The organism is Streptomyces sp. NRRL S-337, assembly GCF_000720175.1.
Taxonomy (GTDB): domain Bacteria; phylum Actinomycetota; class Actinomycetes; order Streptomycetales; family Streptomycetaceae; genus Streptomyces; species Streptomyces siderophoricus.
The window spans coordinates 1-24,575 of sequence record NZ_JOIX01000096.1 but is presented as its reverse complement, the minus strand read 5'-3'; the positions used below and the strand labels follow the sequence as shown (position 1 = coordinate 24,575).

19 protein-coding genes and 1 pseudogene are annotated in these 24,575 nt (G+C 74.0%); 10 read left to right on the top strand and 10 right to left on the bottom strand.

Annotated elements, in window-relative coordinates:
• Nucleotides 1-56 precede the first annotated feature (56 nt).
• Nucleotides 57-386: a bifunctional 3-phenylpropionate/cinnamic acid dioxygenase ferredoxin subunit gene (locus IG62_RS0136675; protein WP_030813990.1), complete on the top strand. Its 330-nt coding sequence runs from the start codon at nt 57-59 to the stop codon at nt 384-386.
• A 45-nt stretch (nt 387-431) separates the two neighbouring features.
• On the opposite strand, the gene IG62_RS0136670 is transcribed toward IG62_RS0136675, so the two are convergent.
• A complete protein-coding gene (locus tag IG62_RS0136670) occupies nt 432-914 on the bottom strand; it encodes a hypothetical protein (RefSeq protein WP_420711163.1) in 483 nt (160 codons plus the stop codon).
• Nucleotides 915-1,177: 263 nt separating this feature from the next.
• Here IG62_RS0136670 and IG62_RS0136665 point away from each other — a divergent pair, with 263 nt between their 5' ends.
• From IG62_RS0136665 to IG62_RS0136655, 3 genes are read left to right on the top strand one after another with little or no spacing between them, the layout of a single operon-like run.
• The gene (locus IG62_RS0136665) at nt 1,178-4,048 is read left to right on the top strand and encodes a nitrate- and nitrite sensing domain-containing protein (RefSeq protein ID WP_030813979.1); all 2,871 of its coding nucleotides are present in this window, start codon (nt 1,178-1,180) and stop codon (nt 4,046-4,048) included.
• Entirely contained in the window at nt 4,045-4,485 is a 441-nt protein-coding gene (locus IG62_RS0136660) for a roadblock/LC7 domain-containing protein (protein WP_030813977.1), read from the top strand. Before IG62_RS0136665 ends, IG62_RS0136660 begins: the two co-directional genes overlap by 4 nt.
• Before the next feature lie 19 nt (nt 4,486-4,504).
• Nucleotides 4,505-4,918: a DUF742 domain-containing protein gene (locus tag IG62_RS0136655; RefSeq protein WP_030813975.1), complete on the top strand. Its 414-nt coding sequence runs from the start codon at nt 4,505-4,507 to the stop codon at nt 4,916-4,918.
• Nucleotides 4,919-4,930: 12 nt separating this feature from the next.
• On the opposite strand, the gene IG62_RS0136650 is transcribed toward IG62_RS0136655, so the two are convergent.
• A complete protein-coding gene (locus tag IG62_RS0136650; protein ID WP_037840235.1) occupies nt 4,931-5,929 on the bottom strand; it encodes an MASE1 domain-containing protein in 999 nt (332 codons plus the stop codon).
• 54 nt (nt 5,930-5,983) lie between these two features.
• Nucleotides 5,984-6,804 (bottom strand): annotated as a pseudogene (locus IG62_RS42710) (PP2C family protein-serine/threonine phosphatase).
• A 184-nt stretch (nt 6,805-6,988) separates the two neighbouring features.
• Between IG62_RS42710 and IG62_RS0136640 the strand changes: the two are divergent.
• The 3 genes from IG62_RS0136640 to IG62_RS0136630 all read left to right on the top strand — a co-directional run bounded on the left by IG62_RS0136640 (nt 6,989) and on the right by IG62_RS0136630 (nt 9,311).
• Nucleotides 6,989-7,864, top strand: a complete 876-nt coding sequence (locus IG62_RS0136640; RefSeq protein WP_030813968.1) for an alpha/beta fold hydrolase — start codon at nt 6,989-6,991, stop codon at nt 7,862-7,864.
• Nucleotides 7,865-7,924: 60 nt separating this feature from the next.
• Nucleotides 7,925-8,536, top strand: coding sequence for a TetR/AcrR family transcriptional regulator (locus IG62_RS0136635; RefSeq protein ID WP_030813964.1), 612 nt, complete (start codon nt 7,925-7,927; stop codon nt 8,534-8,536).
• Between the two features lie 163 nt (nt 8,537-8,699).
• Nucleotides 8,700-9,311, top strand: a complete 612-nt coding sequence (locus IG62_RS0136630; RefSeq protein ID WP_030813961.1) for a GTP-binding protein — start codon at nt 8,700-8,702, stop codon at nt 9,309-9,311.
• Between the two features lie 75 nt (nt 9,312-9,386).
• Here IG62_RS0136630 and glpK read toward each other — a convergent pair whose 3' ends face one another.
• The 3 genes from glpK to IG62_RS0136615 form a co-directional block, all read right to left on the bottom strand.
• On the bottom strand, nt 9,387-10,916 hold the full coding sequence (gene glpK, locus IG62_RS0136625) for a glycerol kinase GlpK (protein WP_030813958.1): 1,530 nt from the start codon (nt 10,914-10,916) through the stop codon (nt 9,387-9,389).
• A 76-nt stretch (nt 10,917-10,992) separates the two neighbouring features.
• Entirely contained in the window at nt 10,993-11,760 is a 768-nt protein-coding gene (locus IG62_RS0136620) for an MIP/aquaporin family protein (protein ID WP_030813955.1), read from the bottom strand.
• Between the two features lie 227 nt (nt 11,761-11,987).
• Complete coding sequence (locus IG62_RS0136615) at nt 11,988-13,694, bottom strand: GGDEF domain-containing protein (protein ID WP_051799108.1); 1,707 nt, start codon at nt 13,692-13,694, stop codon at nt 11,988-11,990.
• A gap of 355 nt (nt 13,695-14,049) precedes the next feature.
• On the opposite strand from IG62_RS0136615, the gene IG62_RS0136610 reads away from it, so the two are divergent.
• Nucleotides 14,050-14,955, top strand: a complete 906-nt coding sequence (locus IG62_RS0136610) for an NUDIX domain-containing protein (protein ID WP_234326894.1) — start codon at nt 14,050-14,052, stop codon at nt 14,953-14,955.
• A gap of 60 nt (nt 14,956-15,015) precedes the next feature.
• Here IG62_RS0136610 and IG62_RS0136605 read toward each other — a convergent pair whose 3' ends face one another.
• The gene (locus tag IG62_RS0136605; RefSeq protein ID WP_030813946.1) at nt 15,016-15,879 is read right to left on the bottom strand and encodes a M15 family metallopeptidase; all 864 of its coding nucleotides are present in this window, start codon (nt 15,877-15,879) and stop codon (nt 15,016-15,018) included.
• An 84-nt stretch (nt 15,880-15,963) separates the two neighbouring features.
• Nucleotides 15,964-18,387, bottom strand: a complete 2,424-nt coding sequence (locus IG62_RS0136600) for a glycoside hydrolase family 31 protein (protein WP_037840229.1) — start codon at nt 18,385-18,387, stop codon at nt 15,964-15,966.
• A gap of 310 nt (nt 18,388-18,697) precedes the next feature.
• Here IG62_RS0136600 and IG62_RS0136595 point away from each other — a divergent pair, with 310 nt between their 5' ends.
• On the top strand, nt 18,698-20,716 hold the full coding sequence (locus IG62_RS0136595; RefSeq protein ID WP_030813940.1) for an acetoacetate--CoA ligase: 2,019 nt from the start codon (nt 18,698-18,700) through the stop codon (nt 20,714-20,716).
• 158 nt (nt 20,717-20,874) lie between these two features.
• Nucleotides 20,875-21,849: a hypothetical protein gene (locus IG62_RS0136590; protein ID WP_030813939.1), complete on the top strand. Its 975-nt coding sequence runs from the start codon at nt 20,875-20,877 to the stop codon at nt 21,847-21,849.
• 93 nt (nt 21,850-21,942) lie between these two features.
• On the opposite strand, the gene ptsP is transcribed toward IG62_RS0136590, so the two are convergent.
• Nucleotides 21,943-23,613 (bottom strand): phosphoenolpyruvate--protein phosphotransferase, encoded by a 1,671-nt coding sequence (ptsP, locus tag IG62_RS0136585; RefSeq protein WP_030813938.1) that lies wholly within the window; start codon nt 23,611-23,613, stop codon nt 21,943-21,945.
• Between the two features lie 80 nt (nt 23,614-23,693).
• Complete coding sequence (locus IG62_RS0136580; RefSeq protein WP_030813937.1) at nt 23,694-24,143, bottom strand: PTS sugar transporter subunit IIA; 450 nt, start codon at nt 24,141-24,143, stop codon at nt 23,694-23,696.
• Nucleotides 24,144-24,575 lie beyond the last annotated feature (432 nt).

Below are 24,575 nucleotides of genomic sequence, written 5' to 3'. Positions count from 1 at the left end.
CGCTCTGCGATGCGTTATTCAGAACACATGATACCGATCAGCGCGAGGGGGGCCAGATGATTCCCGTCTGCCGCATCGAGGACCTGCCCGAGGGCGAGTCCGTACGGATCGAGATCGACGAGACCACCCCGGCCATCGCGGTCTTCCACACCGAGGACGGCTTCTACGCCGTCGACGACACCTGCAGCCACCAGGACGCCTCGCTCTCCGAGGGCTGGGTCGAGGGCTGCTTCGTCGAATGCCCGCTGCACGCTGCGCTGTTCGACCTGCGCACCGGCGCCCCGACCTGCCTGCCGGCCCGCCGCCCGGTACGCACCCACGAGGTCGGCGTCATCGACGGGATGGTCCACGTCCGGCCCGCGGTCAGGGAAGAGGCGGTGGCATAGCGGTGGTGTGACGGCCTCGCCTGCCGACCGGGCCGCAGCGGTCGCTCAGGCGGCCGCGCGGTCCGCCGGCGCCGGCCGCTCCCGCCGTTGCCGGCGGCGCTCCTGCCGCCGCTCGCGCCGCAGCTCCCGGGCCGTACTGCTCGGCTGCGACTGCACGCCGTGCCGCTGCACCCAGACCTGCCGGGTCACCCACACGTCCAGCACCGCCCAGGTGGCGACCACCGTGCCGGCGACCGTACCGAGCACCGCCGGGAACGCCAGCCAGGACCCCGCCAGCGTGCACAGGAACGCCACCATGGCCCCGATCAGGGTGATCGCCACGATGATCACGGCGCGCACCGCGGCGGTCCGCACCGGGTCCGCCATCCGGGGCCGGACCGCCGGCTCCTCCTGCCACAATGGCTCCCTGCCGGTGTCCATGACCGCGTCACACTCCCCGCATCCACCCCGCGCGTCCGCTCCTTGCCGCGTGCCCGGGTTCCACCGGAAGATTCCCCGCCGCCGGACCCGTTCACCCCCATGGTGCACGCACGGAAGCACCGCGGGGTTCCCGGGGGTAGAGCGAAACCGGCCAACCGTTCCACCACACCCTTCGTCGCCGTTGTGCGCTCGCGGCGCACAAATACGGGCGGGTTGTCCGGGAATCGGCGGACAACTCAGGACGAGCCTGCCGCGGGCCGCGGGGCCGGGGCCCGGAGAGCCCTTCGGGTTGGTCCCCCGACAGTAGTAGGCTCGCGCCGTTTGTTGACGGAACACCACCCCCGTGCGCCGGGGTTGACGTAGGGGAGGCCATGCGCTTTCGCGGGAAGTCGGTCCGCCGGAAGATCGTGGCGTTGCTGCTCGTACCGCTGGTGTCCCTGACGACGATGTGGGCGGTCACCACCTATGTCACCGGCCGCTCGGCCAACCAGCTGCTGGACGTCGGCAACGTCGTGAAGAACCTGGGCTACCCCGTCGAGGACGTCATCCAGGCCCTGCAGCACGAGCGCCGCCAGAGCCTGCTCTACCTCGCCGACCGCCGCGGCGCCACCGCCCTGAGCGAACTGCACGCCCGGACCCGGGTCACCGACGACCTGGTCGCCCGGCTGCGCGCCGACGCCGCCGGCCGTGACGTCCGCGAGGACCTCGACGCCGGCGTCGGCGACCGGATGAACACCCTCTTCAAGGGCCTGTCCTCGCTCCGCTCGCTGCGCACCCAGGTCGAGGACAACACCGTCACCCGCGCCGAGGCGATGGAGTCCTACGACGCCCTGGTCGACCCCGGTTACGACTTCCTCGCCGCGGTCCACGCCCTGGACAACGTCGAGATGGACAAGCAGGGCCGCGCCCTGGTCAACGTCACCCGCGCCCGCGAGGCCCTGGCCCGCGAGGACGCCCTGATGTCCGCGGTGCTGGCCTCCGGCAGCATGAGCCGGCGCGAGGTGCGCGAGCTGTCCGACCGGGTCGCCGAGCGCCGGGTCCTCTACGGCACCAACCTGCCCCTGCTGCCCGCCCGGGACCGCGGCCTCTACGAGGACTACTGGCGCTCCGCCGCCGCCCGGGAACTCACCTCCTACGAGGACCGGGTGATCGCCACCGGCGACCGGGGCGGGCCGGACGCGGTCAACGCCGAACGCTGGAACACCACCGCCGAGAAGGTGCTCGGCGACCTCGCCAGGATGGGCAAGGAGGCCGGCGACCGCTACCAGGAGCGGGTCGCGCCGGCCGCCACCAGCATCGTGCTCAAGGCCGTCGCCGCCGGCGTCCTCGGCTTCGTCGCCCTGCTGGTCTCGATCATCGTCTCGTTCCGCATCGGCCGCCGGCACGTGCGGGACCTGACCCGGCTGCGCAAGACCGCCCACGAGGTGTCCGGCGTACGGCTGCCGAGCGTGATGCGCCGGCTGGCCGCCGGGGAACAGGTCGACGTGGAGACCGAGGCGCCCCGGCTCGAATTCGGCCCGGACGAAACCGGTCAGGTCGGGCAGGCGCTCAACACCCTCCAGCGGGCCGCCATCGAGGCCGCCGTCAAACAGGCCGAGATGCGCCGCGGGGTCTCCGAGGTGTTCGTCAACCTCGCCCGCCGCAGCCAGGTGTTGCTGCACCGCCAGCTGACGCTGCTGGACGCCATGGAGCGGCGCACCGAGGACACCGACGAGCTCGCCGACCTCTTCCGGCTCGACCACCTCACCACCCGTATGCGGCGGCACGCCGAGGGCCTGGTCATCCTGTCCGGCGCGGCGCCCTCCCGGCAGTGGCGCAAACCGATCCAGCTGATGGACGTGGTGCGAGCGGCGGTCGCCGAGGTGGAGGACTACGAGCGCATCGAGGTGCACCGGCTGCCCCGGCTCGCGGTGGACGGCCCGGCCGTCTCCGACCTCACCCACCTGATAGCCGAACTCCTGGAGAACGCCACCGTCTTCTCGCCGCCGCACACCGCCGTCCAGGTGCTCGGCGAGCGGGTCGCCAACGGCTACACCCTGGAGATCCACGACCGCGGTCTGGGCATGCCCCCCGACCAGCTGCTGGAGGCCAACCTCCGGCTCGCCGAGACCCCCGAGTTCGAGCTGTCCGACACCGACCGGCTCGGCCTGTTCGTGGTCAGCCGGCTCGCCCAGCGCCAGGACGTACGGGTCACCCTGCAGCCCTCGCCGTACGGCGGCACCACGGCCGTGGTCTTCCTGCCCGGCGCGATCCTCACGGAGACCGGGGACGCGGGCGCCGGCCGGGAGGCCGGCGGGCCGGCCGCCGGACCGCTGGCCGCCGTCCCGGTGGACGACGAACTCGACCACGCGGCCGGGAAGTTGGCCGCCCTCTCGCAGGTGCCGGTGCCGCTCCCCCCGAGGGAGGGGCGGGGCGTCGTCGACGGACCGGTCGAACTGGAACCGCCGCTGCGACCGGAGGAGCTCGGCCCGCTCGACGACGAGGACGCCCTGTTCGGCGGCCCGCGCCGGGGACGGGACCGCGCACCGCGCGCCGGCATCGCCCCCGTACCGCCGGTCCCCGACGGTGAGCAGCACCAGCAGACCCGCGACCAGGCGCCGGGCGGCGGGCTCGCCCCGCTGCCGCGCCGCCCCCGCCCACCGGTGCTGGTCTCCGACCACGGCCGAACGGTCGACGACCGTGAACGTGACCGGGACCGTGACCGGGACCGGGACCGGGAGCGTGCGGGGCACACGGCCGAGGACCGGGACCGGCACCGCGGGCGGGGCCTGGACCGGGACGAGCGGCCCGCCGCCCGGGGCTCCGCGGACGGATCCGCGGAAGGCACCGACGACGCCGCCCCGCCCCGCGAGGACCCGCCGCCCGGCACCGCCACCACGTCCACCGGGCTGCCCCGCCGGGTACGGCAGGCCAGCCTCGCCCCGCAGCTCAAGGCCGACGGGGGCGGCCGGCCCGGACCGGAGCGGCCGGCCACGCCGTCCGCGGACGACGACCGAGACGCCGAGGCGGTGCGCGCCCGGATGGCCTCGCTGCAGCGCGGCTGGCAGCGCGGCCGCCGCCACAACGGTGAGGAGGACGAGACCCGCGCGGACGGCACACCCCCGGACGCGCACGACCCCGGCGGTGCACCGGCCGCCGCGGACACCACAGATCCGGATGCCCCGGACGGCGCCACGCAGGACGGCACCGGCGCGGGCACCACAGCACCACCAGGAACCACATCGGGAGGGGACGGTCCATGACCGAACCGCAGGCAGCAGCGTTCACCACACCGGGCTCGGCGAAGGGATCCGGCGAGCTGAACTGGCTCCTGGACGACCTGGTCGAGCGGGTCGGCGCGATCCGCAAGGCGCTCGTCCTCTCCAGCGACGGGCTCGCCACCGGCGCCTCGAAGGACCTCACGCGGGAGGACGGCGAGCACCTGGCCGCGGTCGCCTCCGGCTTCCACAGCCTGGCCAAGGGCGTCGGCCGGCACTTCGGCGCCGGAGGGGTCCGGCAGACCATGGTCGAACTGGACGAGGCGTTCCTGTTCGTCAGCGCGGCCGGCGACGGCAGCTGTCTGGCCGTGCTGGCCGACGCGGACTCCGACGTCGGGCTGATCGCCTACGAGATGACCCTGCTGGTCAAGCGCGTGGGTACGCACCTGGGCACCGCGCCCCGGTCCGGTCCGGCCAGCTGAGCCAGACGACGGTGACACCATGAGCGATCAGGGCGGCCGGGCGGCGCGCGAGCGGGAGGCGGCCCGCTGGTTCGACGACGAAGCGGGTCCCGTCGTCCGGCCGTACGCCATGACCCGCGGGCGCACCCGGACCGCCGCGGAGGGGCGCCTCGACCTGATCGCGCAGGTGATCGCCGAGAGCCGCGCGGCGGAGACGACCGAGGACCGGACGCTGTCTCCGGAGCACGTCGAGATCGTCGAGCGGTGCCGGGACGCGCCGCTGTCGGTCGCCGAACTCGCGGCCGAGCTCGACCTGCCGGTCGGTGTCCTCCGGGTGCTGATCGGCGATCTGCTCGACGCCGGCCTGGTCCGGGTCAGCCGGCCGGTGCCGCCGGCCGAACTGCCGGACGAGCAGGTGCTGCGCGAGGTGATCGACGGTCTGCGGGCGCTGTGACCGGCCGGGACGTCAGCCGCCGCCGTCGCCCCGGTCCGTGTGACGCGGCGGCGGCCACTGCTCACCGGGCCGGCCCGGCTCCAGCCGGGCGAGCGCCTCGGTCAGCTGGGCGACCACCTGCTGGATCTGCCGGTGGGTGGTGTGCCGCTCGGTGACGACCGCGGCGAGCAGCAGCGCGGTCAGCGCGGTGATCCCGTTGAACGCCTGCAGGGTGACCATGTTCGTGAACAGGTCGTGGTGCGCGAACGGTCCCGAGCGTTGGGCGGCGGCCACGATCGCCACCGAGGAGACCAGCAGCGCGCACGGCGCTGCGCCGGCCCGCTCGAAGCGGAACGCGGCCCAGATCAGGCACGGTGAGACGAGGAAGAGCAGGTTCATCGAGCTGCTCACGGCGAGCTCGGTGACGGCGAACGTGCCGACCCCGAGCAGCACCCCCTCCACCCACCGGTAGGGGCGAAAGCGGCCCCGGGGCGGCCACCGGACGGTGCTCAACAGCAGCAGCACCGGCGTGACCACCAGCACCCCCATCGCGTCACCGGTCCACCACACCGCCCAGGCGGGCCAGAACCGGGCGCCGGTCAGCGCCCCGGAGAGGACCAGGACGCCGCTGCCGACGGTGGCGCTCACCAGCATCCCGGTCAGGGCGCCGAGGCCCACCAGCGCCACCGCGTCGCGCAGCCGGTCCAGCCGGGTGTGGAACCCCACCCGGCCGAGCAGCCGGTGGGAGAGCAGCGGGCCGAGCGTGTTGCCCGCCACGATGGCGCACACGACGAGGGGCGACGGCCCCAGCGACACATTGACCAGGAACGCGCCCAGGGCGATGCCCGGCCACACCCGCGGCCCGAACAGCAGCAGCGCGGTCAGGGCGATCCCGGTCGGCGGCCACAGCGGGGTGACCTGCCCGCGGACCAGTTCCTGCAGCAGACCGAGCCGGGCACTGCCGTAGTAGACCCCGGCGGTGCCCAGGATCTGCACGGCGAGCACCCGGTGCCCCGCGGTGGCGGCGAGGATCCGCCCGGCCACGCTGCCGGGTCCGCTCGGCGTCCGCCCGTCCACCGCGCCCGCCTACCCGTACGGACCGCCGTCGTGACGGAGCACCAGTACGGCGGCGTCGTCGGTGTGCCCGGTCAGATCGGCGACCGCGACCACCTGGGCGGCGAGGTCGTCGGCCGCGGCCTCGTACGCCGCCCCGACGATGCCGGCCACCCGGGCCAGCCCCTGCTCGATCGGGAAGCTCGGCCCCTCCACCACCCCGTCGGTGAGCAGGACGAACGCCCCGGCCCGGTCCAGCCGGCGGCGGGTGACGGGGTAGCGCTGGTCGGGGAAGACCCCCAGCGGCAGCCCGCCCGGGTCGGTGAGCACCTCCGTACCGGCGGCGGTGCCCCAGACCGCCGGCAGATGCCCGGCCCGGGCGCCGGCGAGCTCGCCGCACGCCGGCTCGAACCGCAGGAAGGTACAGGTCGTGAGGAGGTCGGAACTCATCGACAGCAGCAGGTCGTTGGCCCGCTCCAGGACGTCGCCGGGGTCGGTGGTGGCGCCCGCGACGGCGCGCAGGCCGGTGCGGACCTGGCCCATGAAGGCGGCGGCCTCCACGTCGTGGCCCTGGACGTCGCCGATGACGAAGCCGAGCGAGCCGTCCGGCAGGGCGAAGGCGTCGTACCAGTCCCCGCCGATGTCCAGCCCGGTCCGGGCCGGGACGTAACGGGCGGCGGTGGTCAGCCCCGGAAGGCCCGGGAGCTCCGGCGGGAGCATGTGCCGCTGCAGTTCCACGGCCAGTGCCACCCGTGCCTGCTGGAGCTTGATCCGTTCCATGACCTGCTGGTGAGCCGGCCGAGGAGTTCCAGCAGTTCCTCGGGCGACGGTTCGGTGCCGCGGCGTCGGTTCATCGCGCACTCCGCTCCGCATGCGGCTCGCGTCTGTTCTCACCCTACGCCCGGCCGGCCGGGCACCGCCCAGCCTTGTTGAGCAATGGTCAACAGCGGGCTAGGCTCCTGATCAGTTGTTCCGTTGTCACCGCGGCCGTGCTCCGCCGTCACTGCGGCCGGCCGCCACCGGACGAGAGGCACCACCATGCCCACCGACGCCACCCCCGCCCCGGCCCCCTTCGAGCGCCTGGAGATCCAGGTCGGCCCGCACACCCATGACGCCCTGGCCTGCGGGCCCGCCGACGGGGACCTCGTCCTGCTGCTGCACGGCTGGCCGGAGTTCGCCGACTCCTGGAGCGAGGTGCTGCCCGCCCTCGGCGCGGCCGGCTACCGGGCCGTCGCCGTCGACCAGCGCGGCTACGCCCCCGGCGCCCGCCCGCCCCGGATCGCGGACTACGCCGTCCCGGAACTGGTCGCCGACGCCCTCGCCTTCGCCGACGCCCAGGGCGCCGGCCGCTTCCACCTGGTCTCCCACGACTGGGGCGGCATGGTCGCCTGGGCGCTGGCCGGCGCCCACCCCGAGCGGCTGAAGTCCCTGAGCGTGCTGGCCACCCCGCACCCGGAGGCCCTCAACCGGGCCGCCGCCGAGGACCCCACGCAGCATCACCGCCTCGACTACGTCCGCTTCTTCCGCCGCGACGACGGCGCCGCCGAGGTGGCCCTGCTCGCCGACGACGCGGCCCGGCTGCGCGCCGTCTACGGAGGCAAGGTCCCCGCGGCGCTGGTCGACGGCAACCTCCGCCGGCTCTCGGCACCGGGCGCGCTCACCGCCACCCTCAACTGGTACCGCGCCCCCGAGTCCGTCATCTCGGTGCCGGCCGGCCGGATCGCCGTGCCCACCCTCTTCCTGTGGGGCAGCGAGGACGTCGCCCTGGGCCGGGGCGCGGCCGAGTCGACGGGGGAGTGGGTGGACGGCCCGTACCGCTTCGAGGTCCTGGAGGGCGCCAGCCACTGGCTCCCCGAAGAGGTCCCCGGGCTCGTCACGCCCCCGATCCTCGACCACCTCGCCCGGCACGCCTGACGCCCGGCCGGGCCGCCACGGCCGCCCGGACCCGGCCCGGCACCGCCGTACACTGCGGGCATGTCCGGCAAGCGAGGCACCCGACTCACCCCCGACCAGCGCCGGGAGCAACTGGTCGGCATCGGGCTGGAGATGCTCGCCGACCGGGCCCTGGACGAACTGTCCACCGACGAGGTCGCCCGGCGCGCCGGCATCTCCCGCGGGCTGCTCTTCCACTACTTCGACTCCAAGCGCGACTTCTACCGCGCCGTGGTCCGCGCCGCGTGTGACCGCTTCACCGCCGCGACCGAACCGGACGCCGGCCTGGAGCCGGTCGCCTGGATGCGCGCCTTCATCGCCGGCTTCGTGGCCTACGTCCTGGAACACCGTCAGGTGTACCTCGCCCTCGTACGCGGCGCGGCGGGCAGCCACCCCGCGGTCGCCGACCTCGTCGACGAGACCCGCGCCACGCTCGCCCGCCGGGTCCGCGACGGGCAGCGGCGGCTCGGCCTGCCCCCGGCCCCGCGGCTGGAGGTCGCCACCCGCGCCTGGATGGCCTTCGCCGAAGAGGCCGCCATCACCTGGCAGATGGCCGAGCACGGCACCGAGGAGGAGCTCTGCGCCTTCATCGAGGCCGGCCATGTGAGCCTGCTGGGCCTCCTCGACCGGCCCCAGACCCTCGCCCCGCGCTGAACGGCCGCAGCTGCGGCCGTGTCCCAAGCGTGACGGATCTCAAGTGGGCGCCGCGCCGAGCACGTTGTACGGTGCCTGTGCGCCTGCTGCCCGCTCCCCACCACGCCCGGGGGCACAGACGTGAGCACCGCCCGCACACCCGGAAATACAGGAGAAGATACCCATGGTCTTCGGGCGTTCCGACCGTCGTCAGCAGACCGTCGCCGCCGATCCGGTGACGCTCAAGATCCTGGTGGCCGGCGGCTTCGGGGTCGGCAAGACCACGCTGGTGGGCGCCGTCAGCGAGATCAAACCGCTGCGCACCGAGGAGCGGCTGACCGAGGCGGGCCGTCCGGTCGACGACCTCCACGGGGTGGAGACCAAGAGCACCACCACCGTCGCCATGGACTTCGGGCGGATCACCGTCAACGACCAACTGGTCCTCTACCTCTTCGGCACCCCCGGACAGGACCGCTTCTGGTTCCTCTGGGACGAGCTCGCCCGCGGTGCGCTGGGCGCGGTGGTCCTCGCCGACACCCGCCGGCTCGCCGACAGCTTCGCCGCGATCGACTACTTCGAGCGCCGCGGACTGCCCTTCACCGTGGCCGTGAACTGCTTCGACGGCGCCGACCGCTACCCGCCCGAGGTGGTCCGCGACGCCCTGGACCTCGACCCCGACGTGCCGGTGATGCTCTGCGACGCCCGGGAGCGGGACTCGGCCAGGGACGTGCTGATCGCCGTCGTCGAGCACGCGATGCGGACCGGCGGCCGGCGCCGGGAGCCCGCACTGCGCTGACCGGGGACCACCCGCGCAGGGGTACGGCCCGCACCCCGCCGTCCGGGGTCCGGGCCGTACGTCCGCCGCCCGCCGCTACGAGGCGGCCGAGCCGTCCTCGGTCAGCCAGCCGAAGCTCCGCTCCACCGCCCGCCGCCAGTTGGCGTACTCGCGGTCCCGGACCGCACCGTCCATCCGCGGTACCCACTCCGTGTCGCGCTTCCAGTGGCTGCGCAGCTCGTCCAGGTCCTGCCAGACACCGGTGGCCAGGCCCGCCGCGTAGGCCGCGCCCAGACAGGTGGTCTCCGAGATCACCGGCCGGATCACCGGGACGCCCAACACGTCCGCCTGATGCTGCATCAGCAGCTTGTTGGCGGTCATCCCGCCGTCCACCTTCAGCTGGGTGATCCGCACCCCGGAGTCCTGGAACATCGTGTCCACCACCTCCCGGGTCTGCCAGCTGGTCGCCTCCAGAACGGCACGGGCCAGATGCGCCTTGGTGACGTAACCGGTCAGACCCGTGATCACCCCGCGGGCGTCGGAGCGCCAATACGGCGCGAAGAGACCGGAGAACGCCGGCACGATGTACGCCCCGCCGTTGTCCGGCACGCTCGCCGCCAGCTGCTCGATCTCCTCGGCCGAGGAGATGATGCCGAGCTGGTCGCGGAACCACTGCACCAGCGCACCCGTGATGGCGATGGAGCCCTCCAGGCAGTAGACCGGGTCCTCACCGCCCAGCTGGTAGCCCATGGTCGTCAGCAGCCCGCTCTTCGACGCCACCGGGCGGTTGCCGGTGTTCAGCAGCAGGAACGAACCCGTGCCGTAGGTGTTCTTGGCCTCGCCGACGCCGTAACAGGTCTGCCCGAAGATCGCCGCCTGCTGGTCGCCCAGCGCGGACGCCACCGGCACCCCCTGGAGCTGGCCCACCGCGGAGCCGTACACCTCCGCCGACGAGCGGATCTCCGGCAGCATCGCGGCGGGCACGTTCATCGCCGAGAGGATCGCCGGGTCCCACTGCAGGGTCGCGAGGTTCATCAGCATCGTGCGGCCCGCGTTGGTCACGTCCGTGACGTGCACCCCGCCGTCGATGCCGCCGGTCAGGTTCCAGATCAGCCAGGAGTCGATGGTGCCGAACGCGATCTCGCCGCGCTCGGCACGCGCCCGCAGGCCCGGCACCTCGTCCAGCAGCCAGGCCGCCTTCGGTCCGGAGAAGTAACTCGCCAGCGGCAGGCCGGTGGCCTCGCGGAACCGGTCCTGGCCGTCCGTGCCGCCCAGTTCCGCGCACAGCTGCGAGGTCCGGGTGTCCTGCCAGACGATCGCGTGGTGCACCGGCCGGCCGGTGGCCCGGTCCCACAGCACGGTGGTCTCCCGCTGGTTGGTGATGCCCAGCGCGCTGAGCTGGTCGGCACGCAGCCCCGCCTTGGTGAGCGCGCCCGCCACCACGGCCTGCACCTTCGTCCAGATCTCCGTCGCGTCGTGCTCCACCCAGCCGGGCCGGGGGAAGATCTGCCGGTGCTCGCGCTGGTCCACGGCGACGATCGACCCGTCGTGGTCGAAGATGATGCAGCGGCTCGACGTGGTGCCCTGATCGATCGCGGCGACGTACTTCTCGGTGTGCTGGTTCATGCCGTCAGGCCTCCTGGCTCCGAGTGGGTACCCGGGTCGCACCCGTGGTGCGCCCGCCTTCGTGCGGCCGCACCGGTCAGAATGCCGCCTGGTAGACCAGTCCGGAGAGCACCGCGCCGATCAGCGGCCCGGCCACCGGGATCCAGGCGTAACCCCAGTCCGACGACCCCTTGTTGGCGATCGGCAGCAGGGCGTGCACCACCCGCGGAGCGAGGTCCCGGGCCGGATTGATGGCGTAACCGGTCGGCCCGCCCAGCGACAGCCCGATCCCGACCACCAGCAGCGCGACCAGCAGCACGTTGATGCCCGAGCCGTAGACCCCGGCCCGCTCGCCGGGCACCTGGCCGATCCCGATGCCCTTGTTCTGGCCGAAGAACAGCAGCGGCAGGACCAGCCCGACGGTGGCGATGACCTCGGTGACGAGGTTCGCCGCCGGCTTGCGGATCTCCGGGGCGGTGGAGAATATCCCCAGCGTCGGCTGCGCCTTGTCCCCCTCGGCGTTCGCGGCGAACTGGGCGTAGTACAGCGCCCACGCCAGCACCGCCCCGATCGCCGCGCCCACCATCTGCGCCAGCACGTACACCGGCACCTTCGACCACGGCGTGCCGCCCGCGACCGCCGAGCCGACCGTCACCGCCGGGTTGAGGTGCCCGCCGGACAGCGGCGCCGCGGTGTACGCCCCGGCCAGCACGCCCAGGCCCCAGCCGAAGGCGATCACGACCCAGCCGGCGGCCCGCGCCTTGGAGTGGTGCAGGGTGACCGCGGCGCACACCCCCGCGCCGAAGAGAATCAGGATCGCGGTACCGATCACTTCACCGACGACGATGTCCCCATTGGTATACATGGCGGCTCCTTGTCCCTGGCCCGGGGGCGTCCCCCGGTCCTCCGCGGTCGGGTGCGTGCCACCGGCGGGCAGCGGGCAGCCGCTGCCACCCGGCCGGGGCGCCGGAGTGCGGCGCTGCCGACTTGGCACGGGGAAGTGTTCACCCGGGCTGAGGGAGCGTCAAGGTCGCCCGCAGCAGCGGCCGTTGACCGCGGACGGCGGGCCTGTGCCGTGCTGCCCGGCCGCCGTCAGCCCCGCGCCCGCAGCCCCTCCGGCCCGGCCGGATCCGGCACTCGGGCCACCGCCCCCCGGCGCACCTCCGTGCGCGCCGAACCCGGCCGGCCCACCACCCAGCTCGCCCCCGGCAGCGCCTTGGCCTCCTTCTTCAGCGGGGCGAGCGACGCCGCGGCCTCGTGGTGCCCGCCGACGCTGCCGGGCGGGCACACCACCGTCGCGAGCGACAGCGTCACCGGCCGGCCGCCCGCCTGCCAGGCCACGTCCAGCAGCGCGGCCGCGAAGGGCCCCAGCCCGTCCGGCTCGGTCAGCACCAGGAAGTCGTCACCGCCGATGTGGCCCACCCGGCAGGACGGCTCGTCCGCCGCGACCCCGGCCAGCGTCCGCCCCACCGAGCGGATCAGTTCATCGCCCGCCGCGAACCCCGCACCGTCGTTGACCTGCTTGAATCCGTCCACGTCCAGCCAGCTCAGCGCGAACGCCCGCCCTTCGGCGATCCGCCGGTCCACCTCCGCGTTGACCTCGTCGGAACCGGGCAGCCGGGTCAGCGGATTGAGCCGGGCCGCCTCCTCCACCCGGCTCTCCGCCAACGCCCGCAGGATGTCGGCGAGATGCACCACGCCCATGCACCGGCCCCGCTCGTCCACCACCGCCACGTCGTCCCCGGTACGCGCCCGGTCGCCCTCCGCGATCACGTCGAGCACCTGCCAGGCGGTGGCGTCCGCACCGACCGTCCGCGGCCGGTCCGCCAGCCGCAGCGCCGGCCGGTCCGCGTACAGCGCATGCCCGTACCGCCCGGACAGCGACAGCAGGAACCGGTCCCGGTCGATCGCCCGGACCGGCACCCCGTCGGTGTCCACCAGCAGCACCCCCGACACCTCGGGGAAACCGGTGAGGTGGCTGCGCACCGCGCCCGCCGACGCCGTCATCGGCAGCAGCGCGGCCGGCTGCAGGAACTGCGCCACCGGCGGCCCCGACGGCGGGTGGTACGTCGCCGCGGCCGGCCCGCTCACCACCGGGGACACCGGCGGCGGCAGGTACACGTCGGTGGCCGGCCGCCGGGCCGGCGGGGCGAACAGATGGCCCTGCGCCAGCTGCACCCCGGCGTCCCGGACCGCCGCGTACTGCCGTTCGGTCTCCACCCCCTCGATGGCCAGCAGCCCGCCGATCCGCTCGCACAGCTCCCGCATCGCGGCCACCACGGCCTGCCGGCCCCGGTCGGCGTCGAGCCCCGCGCACAGCGACCGATCGAGCTTGACCAGGTCCGGTGCGAGCGCGCCGAGCAGCCGCAGCGGCAGATCGCCGTCGCCGACCCCGTCCGCACAGATCCGGAAGCCCTCGTCACGCAGGCCCGCCACCGACTCCAGCAGCGCCGCGCCCGGGAAGTGGAGGAACGGCCCGCCGATGTCCAGGGTGACCTCCCACGGGCGCCGGCCCACCTCGTGCACCGCCTTGGTCAGCGACGTCAGCCGGGGCAGCTCGGCGACCGTGCCGGCGAAGACGTTGACGTGCAGCGGCAGCAGCGTCTCCTGGTGCGACGCCGCCCGGACTGCGAGCGCGGCCAGTTCGGCGTCCAGGTCCGGACAGCGCCGCGCGGACGTCAGGACGTCGGCCGCACCCGGTTCGGGGCGGGCGAGTATCTCCATCGCCGCGACCGAACCGGTCGAGAGGTTCACCACGGGCTGGAAGGCGAAGCGAAGCTGGTCCGTCCACGCAGGCACGGGCAGCAGCATGCCCCTCCGCGACCCACCGCGAGGTGTGATTAACGCACTGTTCACGCATCCTTCCGGAGCGTACGGACGGCTGCCCCGCGACCCACACACCGCGTTCGACCGGGCGCGATACGCGGGCGGGCCGCCCCCGGCGGACCCGGCGCGGCACGGACGGCGAGAACGGGCTGGACCGTGCCACGCCCGGTCGCTATGTTGTTCTCGCCCCGAGAAAGACTCAGGGTGAGAACAACTGCCGGGGGAGGTGACGGTCGTGACCGGAACGGAACGGCGCGGCAAGGGAGTTGGCGCCGACGGCGACGACAGCGCCTTCCTCGCCGCCTACGACCCCCGGGGCTTCCCCGCGATCGCCGTGACCGTCGACATCGTCGCCCTCACCCTGCGCGGCGGCGCGCTGCACGTCCTGCTCGTCGAGCGCGGCGGCCGCCCCTTCCGCGGCACCTGGGCCCTGCCCGGCGGCTTCGTCCGCGCCGGCCAGGAGTCCCTCGACGCCGCCGCGGCCCGCGAACTCGCCGAGGAGACCGGCCTGGACGCCGCCCACCTGGAACGCGTCCACCTCGAACAGCTCGGCTCCTACGGCGAGCCGGCCCGCGACCCGCGGATGCCGGTCGTCACGGTCGCCTACCTCGCCTTCGCCCCCGACCTCCCCGAGGCCCGGGGCGGCGGCGACGCGACCGCCGCGGCCTGGATCCCGGTCTCCCGGCTCGCCCTCGGCGCACACCAGGACGGCCGTACGGACCGGACGCCGGCCCGGGGGAGCACGGCCGAGGACCGGGACCGTACGGCGGGGACCTCCGGCGAACCGGACGCGGCCCGCCCGCGTCCCTCACAGCAGGGCCCGGGGCACGGGATCGACGGGGGTGATTCCGTGCCCCGGACCCCGGACGGCACCGCGCCGGGCCCGGACGCACCGGCCCCGCTGCCGCTCGCCTTCGACCACGCCCGGATCGTGGCCGACGGCCTGGACCGCGCCCGCGCCAAGATCGAGTACACCCCGCTGGCCACCGCCTTCCTCGGTGAGGAATTCACCGTCGCCGAACTCCGCGGCGTCTACGAGTCCGTCTGGGGCAGCCCGCTGCACGCCGGCAACTTCCACCGCAAGGTGCTCTCCGTCCCCGGCTTCGTCGAGCCCACCGGCGCCACCGCGGCCCGCGGGGGAGCCCGCGGCGGCCCGCGCGCCCGCCTCTACCGGGCGGGCGGCGCCGCCCTGCTGCACCCGGCGTTGCTGCGCCCGGGCCGGGACGCTTCCTGAAGACACCCAACCCGAGAGCACCCCACCCGAGAGCACCCCACCCGGGCACGCCCCGCCGGGTCAGCCACGCGGCCGGTGCCCGGTCAGCGACCGGCGGGACACCGGGAAGTCGAAGTAGGTGTCCGGGAACGTCTCCGGGGTGAAGGTGTAATGCCACCACTCCGCCGCATAGTTGACGAACCCGGCCCGCTCCAGGCCGTCCTTGAGCAGCAGCCGGTTCGCCCGCTGCACGCTCGCGATCCGCGGGTCGAGGGTGTGCGCCAGGGTGTCGAAGCAGTCGAACCCGGTCCCCATGTCCAGCGAGTTGTCCGGGAAGCGGGCCTCCCGCGGCCCGTAACAGGGCGTCAGCGGCTCACCCGGCACATACGGCCGGGTGGGCAGCGCGGGCAGCCGCACCAGCGTCAGATCGACGGTACTGCCCCGGCTGTGCCCGGACTTCTCGGCGATGTAGCCGTCCCGGAACAGCGTCGACTTGTCGACCCGCGGATAGAACTCGCCCTTCATCCGCTGGTCACCGAGGTCCTCCGCCCACGCCACGAAGTGGTTCACGGCGCGCTGCGGCCGGTAGCAGTCGTACACCTTGAGGGAGTAGCCACGGCGCAGGAACGAGCGCTGCGCCCGGTGCAGCGCCCGCGCCGCGTCCCTGGTCAGCAGGCAGATCGGCGCCCGGTAGCCGGTCACCGGGACGCCCATGAAGGTGTGCGGGGTGGCGTAGCGCATCTCCTGGAGGATGGTGGGATCCACGTCCCGCAGGGCGACGAACTCCTCGGGCGCCTTGGGGTCGTGGGCCCGCGCCGACGGCGGGGCGGGCCGGGTGGTCGGGACCGCCGCGGCGGGGGAGAGCGCGGTGACGGCCAGCAGGGCGGCGGCAGCGGCGACGGTGGCGGCGCCGCGCAGCGCGGCAGCGAGTATCGGTCTCGGCATGGCCCCCGTCTATCAGGCGCGGCGGCCCGGCGGAAGACCCCGATCACCGGCCCGCGGGCCCGGGGCGGCGGCCGGCCTCCCGAGTCACCCGTCCGCCCCCGCCGGCACCTCCTCCGCCAGCCCCCGCACCCGTACGCGATAGCCCACCGCGCCCCCGTCCCGCCGCTCCACGAACACCCGGCCGTCCACCTCCCGCCGCGTCACGAAGCGCTCCACCGTCGGCCGTTGCCAGCCGTCCCCGGCGTCCGGAACCACCAGCCCGCCGCCCTCCCGGCCGGCCACCGGGGCCCACACCTCAAGCTCCGTCCCCCCGTCCCCGTCCGCCACCGGAAGCACCGCCCCCGCCCGCGCCAGCACCGGGATCCGCGACAGCGGCGCGTCCACCCACACCTGCCCGGGCCCCTCGTACGCCCGCCCGGTCGCGGTGTCGTACCACCGCCCGCGCGGCAGCCGCACCGCCCGCCGGGTCACCCCCGCCTGCAGCACCGGCGCCACCAGCAGCGCGTCCCCCAGCAAGAACGCGTCCCCGCAGTCCCGCAGCGCCCGGTCCCGCGGCGAACTCCACCACACCGGGCGCACATACGGTGCCCCCGCCAGCCGCGCCAACTGGCCCAGCGTCACGAAGTACGGCAGCAACCGCTGCCGCTCCCGCAGCGCCGCCCGGGCATGCCCGAGCGCGGCTATGCCGAACTCCCACGGCTCCCGGCGGCCCGCCCACACCGCCGAATGCGTCCGGAACAGCGGGAGGTAGGCGCCCAGTTGGAACCAGCGCACATACAGCTCCGGCGACGGCACCCCGGAGAACCCGCCGACGTCCGGACCGCTGTACGGCACCCCGCACAGCCCCAGCCCCAGGACGAGCGACAGCGAGGCCCGCAGCCCCTCCCACCCCGTCGCGACATCCCCCGACCAGGTGCCCCCGTACCTCTGGAGCCCCGCCCAGCCGGCCCGCGAGAACAGGAACGGCCGCTCGTCCGGCCGCAGTTCACACAGGCCCTCGAAACCCGCCCGGGCCATCGCCAGCCCGTAGACGTTGTGCGCCTCCCGGTGGTCCCCGCCCCGGCCCTCCAGCGCGTGCCGCGCCGAACGCGGCAGCGTCTGCTCCCCGAAGGGCGCGAACGACACCGGCTCGTTCATGTCGTGCCAGAACCCCGAGAACCCCTGCGCCAGCCGCTCCGCGTACAGCGCACCCCACCACTTGCGCACCCGCGCATCGGTGAAATCCGGGTACACCGACTCACCCGGCCACACCACCCCGCGCACCTCCCGCCCCCGCGCGTCCCGTACGAAGGCATCGGCCGCCGCCCCGCCCTCGTAGACCGCGTCCCCCGGCTCCGCCTTCACCGCCGGGTCCACGATCGACACCAGCCGCACCCCGTCGGCCCGCAACTCCCGTGCCAGGCCCGGCAGATCGGGATAGCGCGCACGGTCCACGGTGAAGACCCGGTGCCGGTCGAAGTGGTCGATGTCCAGATGGACGGCCGTCAGCGGAAGCTCCCGCTCCTTGTAGCCGGCCACGATCCGGCGCACCTCGTCCTGGCCGCCGAACCCCCAGCGGGCGTGCTGGTACCCCAGCGCCCACCGGGGCGGCAGGGCGGGCGCACCCGTCAGCGCCGTCCACATCTGCAGCACCCGGGCCGGCGTCCCGGCCAGCACCCAGTAGCGCAGCGGCCCGCCGTCCATCCGCAGCTCACACGTGCCCGGCCGGTCGTGCCCGGAACCGGCACCCTCCGCACCCTCGCGCAGCAGCACCCGGCCGTCCCACGAATTGTCATGAAAAACCAGATGTGTTCCCGCGTCCGCCACCACCAACTGCACCGGCATCGTCAGCGACAGCGGATCGTCACCCGGCACGAACGCGCCGCCCGGATCGGTGTTCCACAACCGGTAGGAACCGTCCCGCAACCGCGGCCCGTGCGCCCGGCCGCCCAGCCCGAAGAACCGCGCATCGGCCGCCACCTCGGACCGCTGCACCCACCGCGACCCGTCGCCGCCCTCCGGCCCGCCGGCCCGCTCACCCGCCCCGTCCGGCCCCGCCGCACGGTCCCACCAGCGCGGCGGCAGCTCCCGCCGCAGCACCGCCCCGCCCGGCGTGCGCACCTCCACCGCACCGTGCCGGGACACCGCCACCAGCACCCGCTCGGACACCACCCGCCAGCCGCCCTCCGTATCGGGCTCCAGCATCGCCCGCGCGTCCACCTCGGGACACGCGCCGGCCAGCGCGTACGACGGCTCCGGCCCGGCACCGCCCCAGCCGCAGAACACCGCACCCCCGGTCGCCACCCGCACCCGCAGCGACGACCGCGCGAAATGGATCACCCCGCCGCCCGGCTGCGGCTCCGCCCCCGTGGCCGCCCCCGGCACCCGCGCCCGCTCCGGCGCACGGGCCGGCAACGCCACCGCATCCGCCCGCCGCGCCCGCCATGCCGCGCGCACGGAGCGGAGCCCCTGCGCCGGCCCGACCGCCCTGACCACCCGTACCGATCGCACCAGATCACGCCCGTCCATGCCGGTCAGCCTGCCATTGACGCCCGGGCGGGCGGGCATCGTTCAACTGCCGTTCACCTGCACGGGGTCACGCTCGGCCACGCCGAGGCCCGGGGTGGGGCGGCCCGTGGCCGGAATCCGCCCGCGCCGCCCCGGCCACGTAGGCACACCACATCCCCCACCCCCCGAATATGGGCGGTCGGCCCTGGTGCACAAGACGATCACATGGCATCGTCCAGACAAGCCGTGTCACGCGCACACGTCAGGCCGGGAGACCCCCACCATGGTGCGCGCCCGGCGCATACGCCGCGTACCACCCGGGAGCCGCCTCATGACCACTGCACCGCACTCCGCCCACCGGCCGGAACCCCTCTGGCAGCCCGGCCCGGACCGGATCGCCGGCGCACAGGTCACCCGCTTCCACACCTGGGCCGCCACCCACCACGGCGCCCCCGCCCCCACCCCGGGCGACCCCGCCACGAGCTACGCCGACCTGCACCGCTGGTCCGTCGACGACCTCCCCGCCTTCTGGCGCGCCGTCGCCGCCTGGTTCGACGTCCGCTTCGCCACGCCCTACGAGACCGTGCTCGCCGACCGCGCGATGCCCGGCGCCCGCTGGTTCCCCGGCGCCACCCTCAACTACGCCGAACACGCCCTGCGCGCCGGCGAGGACCCGGCCCGCGCCGACCAGCCCGCGCTGCTGTACGTCGACGAGAGCCACGAACCGACCCCGGTCACCTGGCGGCGGCTGCGCGCCCAGGTCGGCTCCCTGGCCGCCGAACTCCGCCGCCTCGGCGTCCGCCCCGGCGACCGCGTCAGCGGCTACCTCCCCAACGTCCCGGAGGCCGTCGTCGCCCTGCTCGCCACCGCGGCGGTCGGCGGCGTCTGGACGTCCTGCGCCCCCGACTTCGGCGCCCGCAGCGTCCTGGACCGCTTCCAGCAGATCGAACCGGTCGTCCTGTTCACCGTCGACGGTTACCGCTACGGCGGCAAGGAACACGACCGCCGCGACACCGTCACCGAACTCCGCGCCGAACTCCCCACCCTGCGCGCCGTCGTCCACATCCCCCTGCTCGGCACCCCCGCGCCCGAAGGCGCCCTCAACTGGTCGGACCTGACCGGAAACGACACCGAACCGGTCTACGAACAGGTCCCCTTCGACCACCCCCTCTGGGTGCTGTACTCCTCCGGCACCACCGGCCTGCCCAAGGCCATCGTCCAGTCCCAGGGCGGCATCCTCCTCGAACACCTCAAGCAGACCGGCCTGCACTGCGACCTCGGCCCCGACGACCGGTTCTTCTGGTACACCTCCACCGGCTGGATGATGTGGAACTTCCTCGTCGCCGGCCTCCTGGTCGGCGCCACGATCGTCCTCTACGACGGGAGCCCCGGACACCCCGACATCGCCGCCCAGTGGCGGGTCGCCGAGGCCACCCGCGCCACCGTCTTCGGCACCTCCGCCGCGTACGTCATGGCCTGCCGCAAGGCCGGCATCCACCCTGCCCGCGACCTCGACCTCTCCGCCGTCACCTGCGTCGCCACCACCGGCTCCCCGCTCCCCCCGGACGGCTTCCGCTGGCTGCACGACTCCTTCGCGGAGAGCGGCGCCGACCTGTGGACCGCCTCCGTCAGCGGCGGCACCGACGTCTGCAGCTGCTTCGCCGGCGCCGTCCCCACCCTCCCGGTCCACATCGGCGAACTCCAGGCCCCCTGCCTCGGCACCGACCTGCAGGCCTGGGACCCGCAGGGCAAGCCCGTCATCGACGAGGTCGGCGAACTCGTCGTCACCAACCCCATGCCGTCCATGCCCACCCGCTTCTGGAACGACCCCGACGGCATCCGCTACCACGACAGCTACTTCGACATGTACCCCGGCGTCTGGCGGCACGGCGACTGGATCACCGTCACCTCCCGCGGCAGCGTCATCATCCACGGACGCTCCGACTCCACCCTCAACCGCCAGGGCGTCCGGATGGGCTCCGCCGACATCTACGAAGCCGTCGAACGCCTCCCCGAGATCCGCGAATCCCTCGTCATCGGCCTGGAACTCCCCGACGGCGGCTACTGGATGCCGCTCTTCGTCCACCTCGCCCCGGGCAGCACCCTCGACGACGCGCTCCGCGACCGCATCAAGCGCACCATCCGCGAACAGCTCTCCCCGCGCCACGTCCCCGACGACATCATCGAGGCCCCCGGCGTCCCGCACACCCTCACCGGCAAGCGCATCGAGGTCCCCGTCAAACGCCTCCTCCAGGGCACCCCGCTCGACAAGGCCGTCAACCCCGGCTCGGTCGACAACCTCGAACTCCTCCACTTCTACGAGCAGGTGGCCCGCGACCGCGCCCAGTAGCACCCCGGGCCGGCGCCGGAACCGGAACCGCTGACCCGGGCCCGGTGCCGGACGCCGTTGTCAGACCCCCCGATTACTCTCGGTGACGAGTGAACGCCGGGCCGCGCACCCGCACGGCCCGGCGACCACTCCGCAACCGACACCACCGAGGGGGAACCATGACCACCACATCCCGGCCCACCGACCCGGCCGCCGCCCGCCGCAGCCTGCGCCGCGAAATGCCCAGCGCCGCCGCCGTCCTCGCCGACGAGCGCGACTTCACCGCCATGCGGCGGTACACCAGCTTCCCGTTCGACGACCACGCCGGCTACCTCCGCCAGATGGAGACCCTGCTGCGCACCCTCGCCGCCCAGGGCGTGCTCACCACCGTCGGCCTCTTCGACCCGGCCGCCTACGCGCAGTACTGCGCCGACCGCTCCCTGGACCCCGACCGGCCCGACAGCCGCAGCCGCTACACCGCCGAAGTGGCCCGCACCGGCGCCACCGTCACCTACGAGGGCGAGCCGCTGACCCAGCTCCTCCCGTTACTCGCCGCCGAGGCCGACCGCCAGGCGACCTGGGACCACGCCACCGCCCTGCTCACCCGCGCCGGCCGCTGCGAGACCTGCGGTACCGACCTCGCCCACGCCGCCTTCACCCGCGCCGGCCAGGCCGTCCAAGGCCTCCTCGACGCCCTCGGCGACGGCAGCCACCACCTCGTCTGCTCCATCGCCGCAGGCGATCCACCCCTGCTCGCCGTCCTGCACGCCGGCTGCCGCCCCGGCGCCCGCCCCCAGCTCGACGAACACGAAGCCCTGATCTTCTGCACGGTCCTCGCCGCCGGCCTCGCCCTGCGCACCCCCGGCGGCATCGTCTCCCGCAGCACACCCGACCCCGCCGACCACACCACCGGCGACCCGGCCACCCACCCGGCCCATGGCGCACCCCGCGACACACCCGGCGCCACACCCCGTGACACGGTCCGCGGCTGGTCCCTGCGCGACGCCTGGCCGCACGCCCTCAGCGCCGGCGAGGTCTTCACCGCCTACTGCACCGACGCCGACAGCGGCGAGCCCGTCCCACCCGAACCAGGCGTCAGCTACGCCCCCGGCCTGCCGGTGACACCCCCGCCCGACCACCCCTGCCACCCCTGACCGGCCCCGGGGCACCGGAACACAAAGAACGGCCGCCCCGCCACAAGGGCGGGACGGCCGTCAGGCCCGTGCGGCGCCGTGCGCCGCACGGCCTCACTCCCCGGAGAGCACCGCCTGCGCGGCCGCCCGCGCGTCTTCGGCGGTGTCGGCCGCACGCGCCGCGGCCGCCGCACGCTCGCACTGCGCCAGAGTGTGCTTGGCCAGCGTCGCCCGTACATAAGGAATCGACGCCGCACCCATCGAAAGGCTGGTGACACCGAGCCCCGTCAGCACACACGCCAGCAGCGGATCCGAGGCCGCCTCACCACAGACACCACAGCTCTTGCCCTCGGCCTTCGCGGCCTCGGCCGACAGCGCCACCAGATCCAGCAGCGCCGGCTGCCACGGATCCTGCAGCCGCGACACCGCGCCCACCTGACGGTCCGCCGCGAAGGTGTACTGCGCCAGGTCATTGGTCCCCAGCGAAAGGAACTCCACCTCCTGCAGGATCGACCGCGCCCGCAGAGCCGCCGACGGAATCTCCACCATCGCCCCGAACTTCGCCCGCAGCCCCGCCGCACGGCAGGCATCCGCGAACGCCTTGGCGTCGGTCCGGTCCGCCACCATCGGCGCCATGACCTCGAGGTAGACCGGCAGCCCCTCGGCGGCCTTCGCCAGCGCGGAGAGCTGCGTCCGCAGCACCTCGGGGTGGTCGAGCAGGGTGCGCAGACCCCGCACGCCCAGCGCCGGGTTCGGCTCGTCGGCCGGCGTCAGGAAGTCCAGCGGCTTGTCGGCACCGGCGTCCAGCACGCGCACGACCACGCGCCCCTCCGGGAAGGCCTCCAGCACCTGCCGGTACGCCTCGACCTGCTTCTCCTCGGACGGCGCCTGCTTGCTGTCGTCCAGGAACAGGAACTCCGTACGGAAGAGCCCGACGCCCTCCGCACCGGCCTCGACCGCGGCGGCCACATCACCTGGGCCACCGACGTTCGCCAGCAGCGGCACCTTGTGCCCGTCGGAGGTGGCGCCCGGACCGGACGACGCGGCCAGCGCCGCCTTCCGCTCCGCAGCGGCTCGCTCCAGCTCCGCCCGCTTCGCGGGGCTCGGCTCCACGAAGATCTCCCCGGTGCTGCCGTCGACGGCGATCACCGTGCCCTCGACCAGCTCACCCGCACCCGGCAGCGCGACCACGGCCGGCACCCCCAGCGCCCGCGCGAGAATCGCACTGTGACTGGTCGGCCCGCCCTCCTCGGTCACGAAACCGAGCACCAGCGACGGGTCCAGCAGCGCGGTGTCCGCCGGCGCCAGATCCCGCGCGATCAGCACATACGGCTCATCACTGTCCGGCACACCCGGCATCGGCACGCCCAGCAGCCGTGCCACGATCCGATTGCGCACGTCATCAAGGTCCGCGACCCGCCCCGCCAGGTACTCACCGGCGCCGGCGAGCAGCGCCCGGTAGGCCGCGAACGCGTCGTAGACCGCACGCTCGGCGGTGCTGCCCACGGCGACCCGCCGCTCGACGTCCGCCATCAGCTCCGGGTCCTGCGCCATCAGCGCCTGGGCCTCCAGCACGGCCTGTGCCTCACCACCGGCCAGGTTCCCGCGCGCTATCAGGTCGGCGGCCACAGCCTCGACGGCCTGGCGGGCGCGCCCCTGTTCGCGCTCCGCCTCCTCCGCCGGGATCTGCTTGGCCGGCGGCTCCAGCACCGCCGTGCCCATGTGCCGCACCTCGCCTATGGCCACACCGTGGCTCACCCCGACGCCCCGCAGCGTTGTCTCCATTGCACCCGTCTCCGGTTGTGATGCGACGGCCCGGGCCGTCGCGATGAATGTCGTACCTGCCGTCCGCGACGGCGCCCGGCCTACCGCCAGGAGAAGAGCTGGTCGCCGGCCTTCATATCGCCGTCCTCGCGCACCTCGCCGAGCGCGTCGGCGGTGGCTTCCAGGGCGACGACCGGGCACACCGGGGACTTGCCGGCCTCCTCGACCGCGGCGGGGTCCCAGCGCACGATCTCCTGACCGCGGGTCACGTTGTCGCCCTTGTTCACGAGCAGCTCGAAGCCCTCGCCGTTGAGCTGAACGGTGTCGATACCGAGGTGCGTGAGCACGCCGTGGCCCTCGGGGTCCACGACGACGAAGGCGTGCGGGTGCAGTGACACGACGACACCGTCCACGGGGGAGACGGCGGCCGACGGCTCACGGACGGGGTCGATGGCGGTACCGGGTCCCACCATCGCTCCGGAGAACACCGGATCGGGCACTGCCGCGAGTCCGATGGCGCGTCCTGCGAGCGGGGACGTCACGGTGGTCATGGGAAGCCTCCCAGGGGTGGAGATTCATCAGGCCGCCGTCACTACCTGTCCTGGACGGCGCACCGTTCAGAGCGTAAGTCATAAGAATCGACGCTTCCGCATGACAGAGGCCGGTTGCACCCCGCGAGTCCCGCTGAATCGATTTGCCTCGCCCACACCAGAGCTGTACTGTCTGAGACCTGCCCCGGACAACCAGCCGCAATCAACTGCGGCCCGGTCGAGGTGGGCGGCACTCCTCAGCGTCTTGATCGCGACTCAAGAATTGAGCGCTTCTGCATGCTTGCAGAAAAGCGGCGGTTCGAAAGCCCGAAAAGGCCTGATAGAGTGTGAAACACCGAAGGGAAGCGCCCGGAGGAAGCCCGAGAGGGAGTCCAAAGGAAGCGTCCGTTCCTTGAGAACTCAACAGCGTGCCAAAAGTCAACGCCAGATATG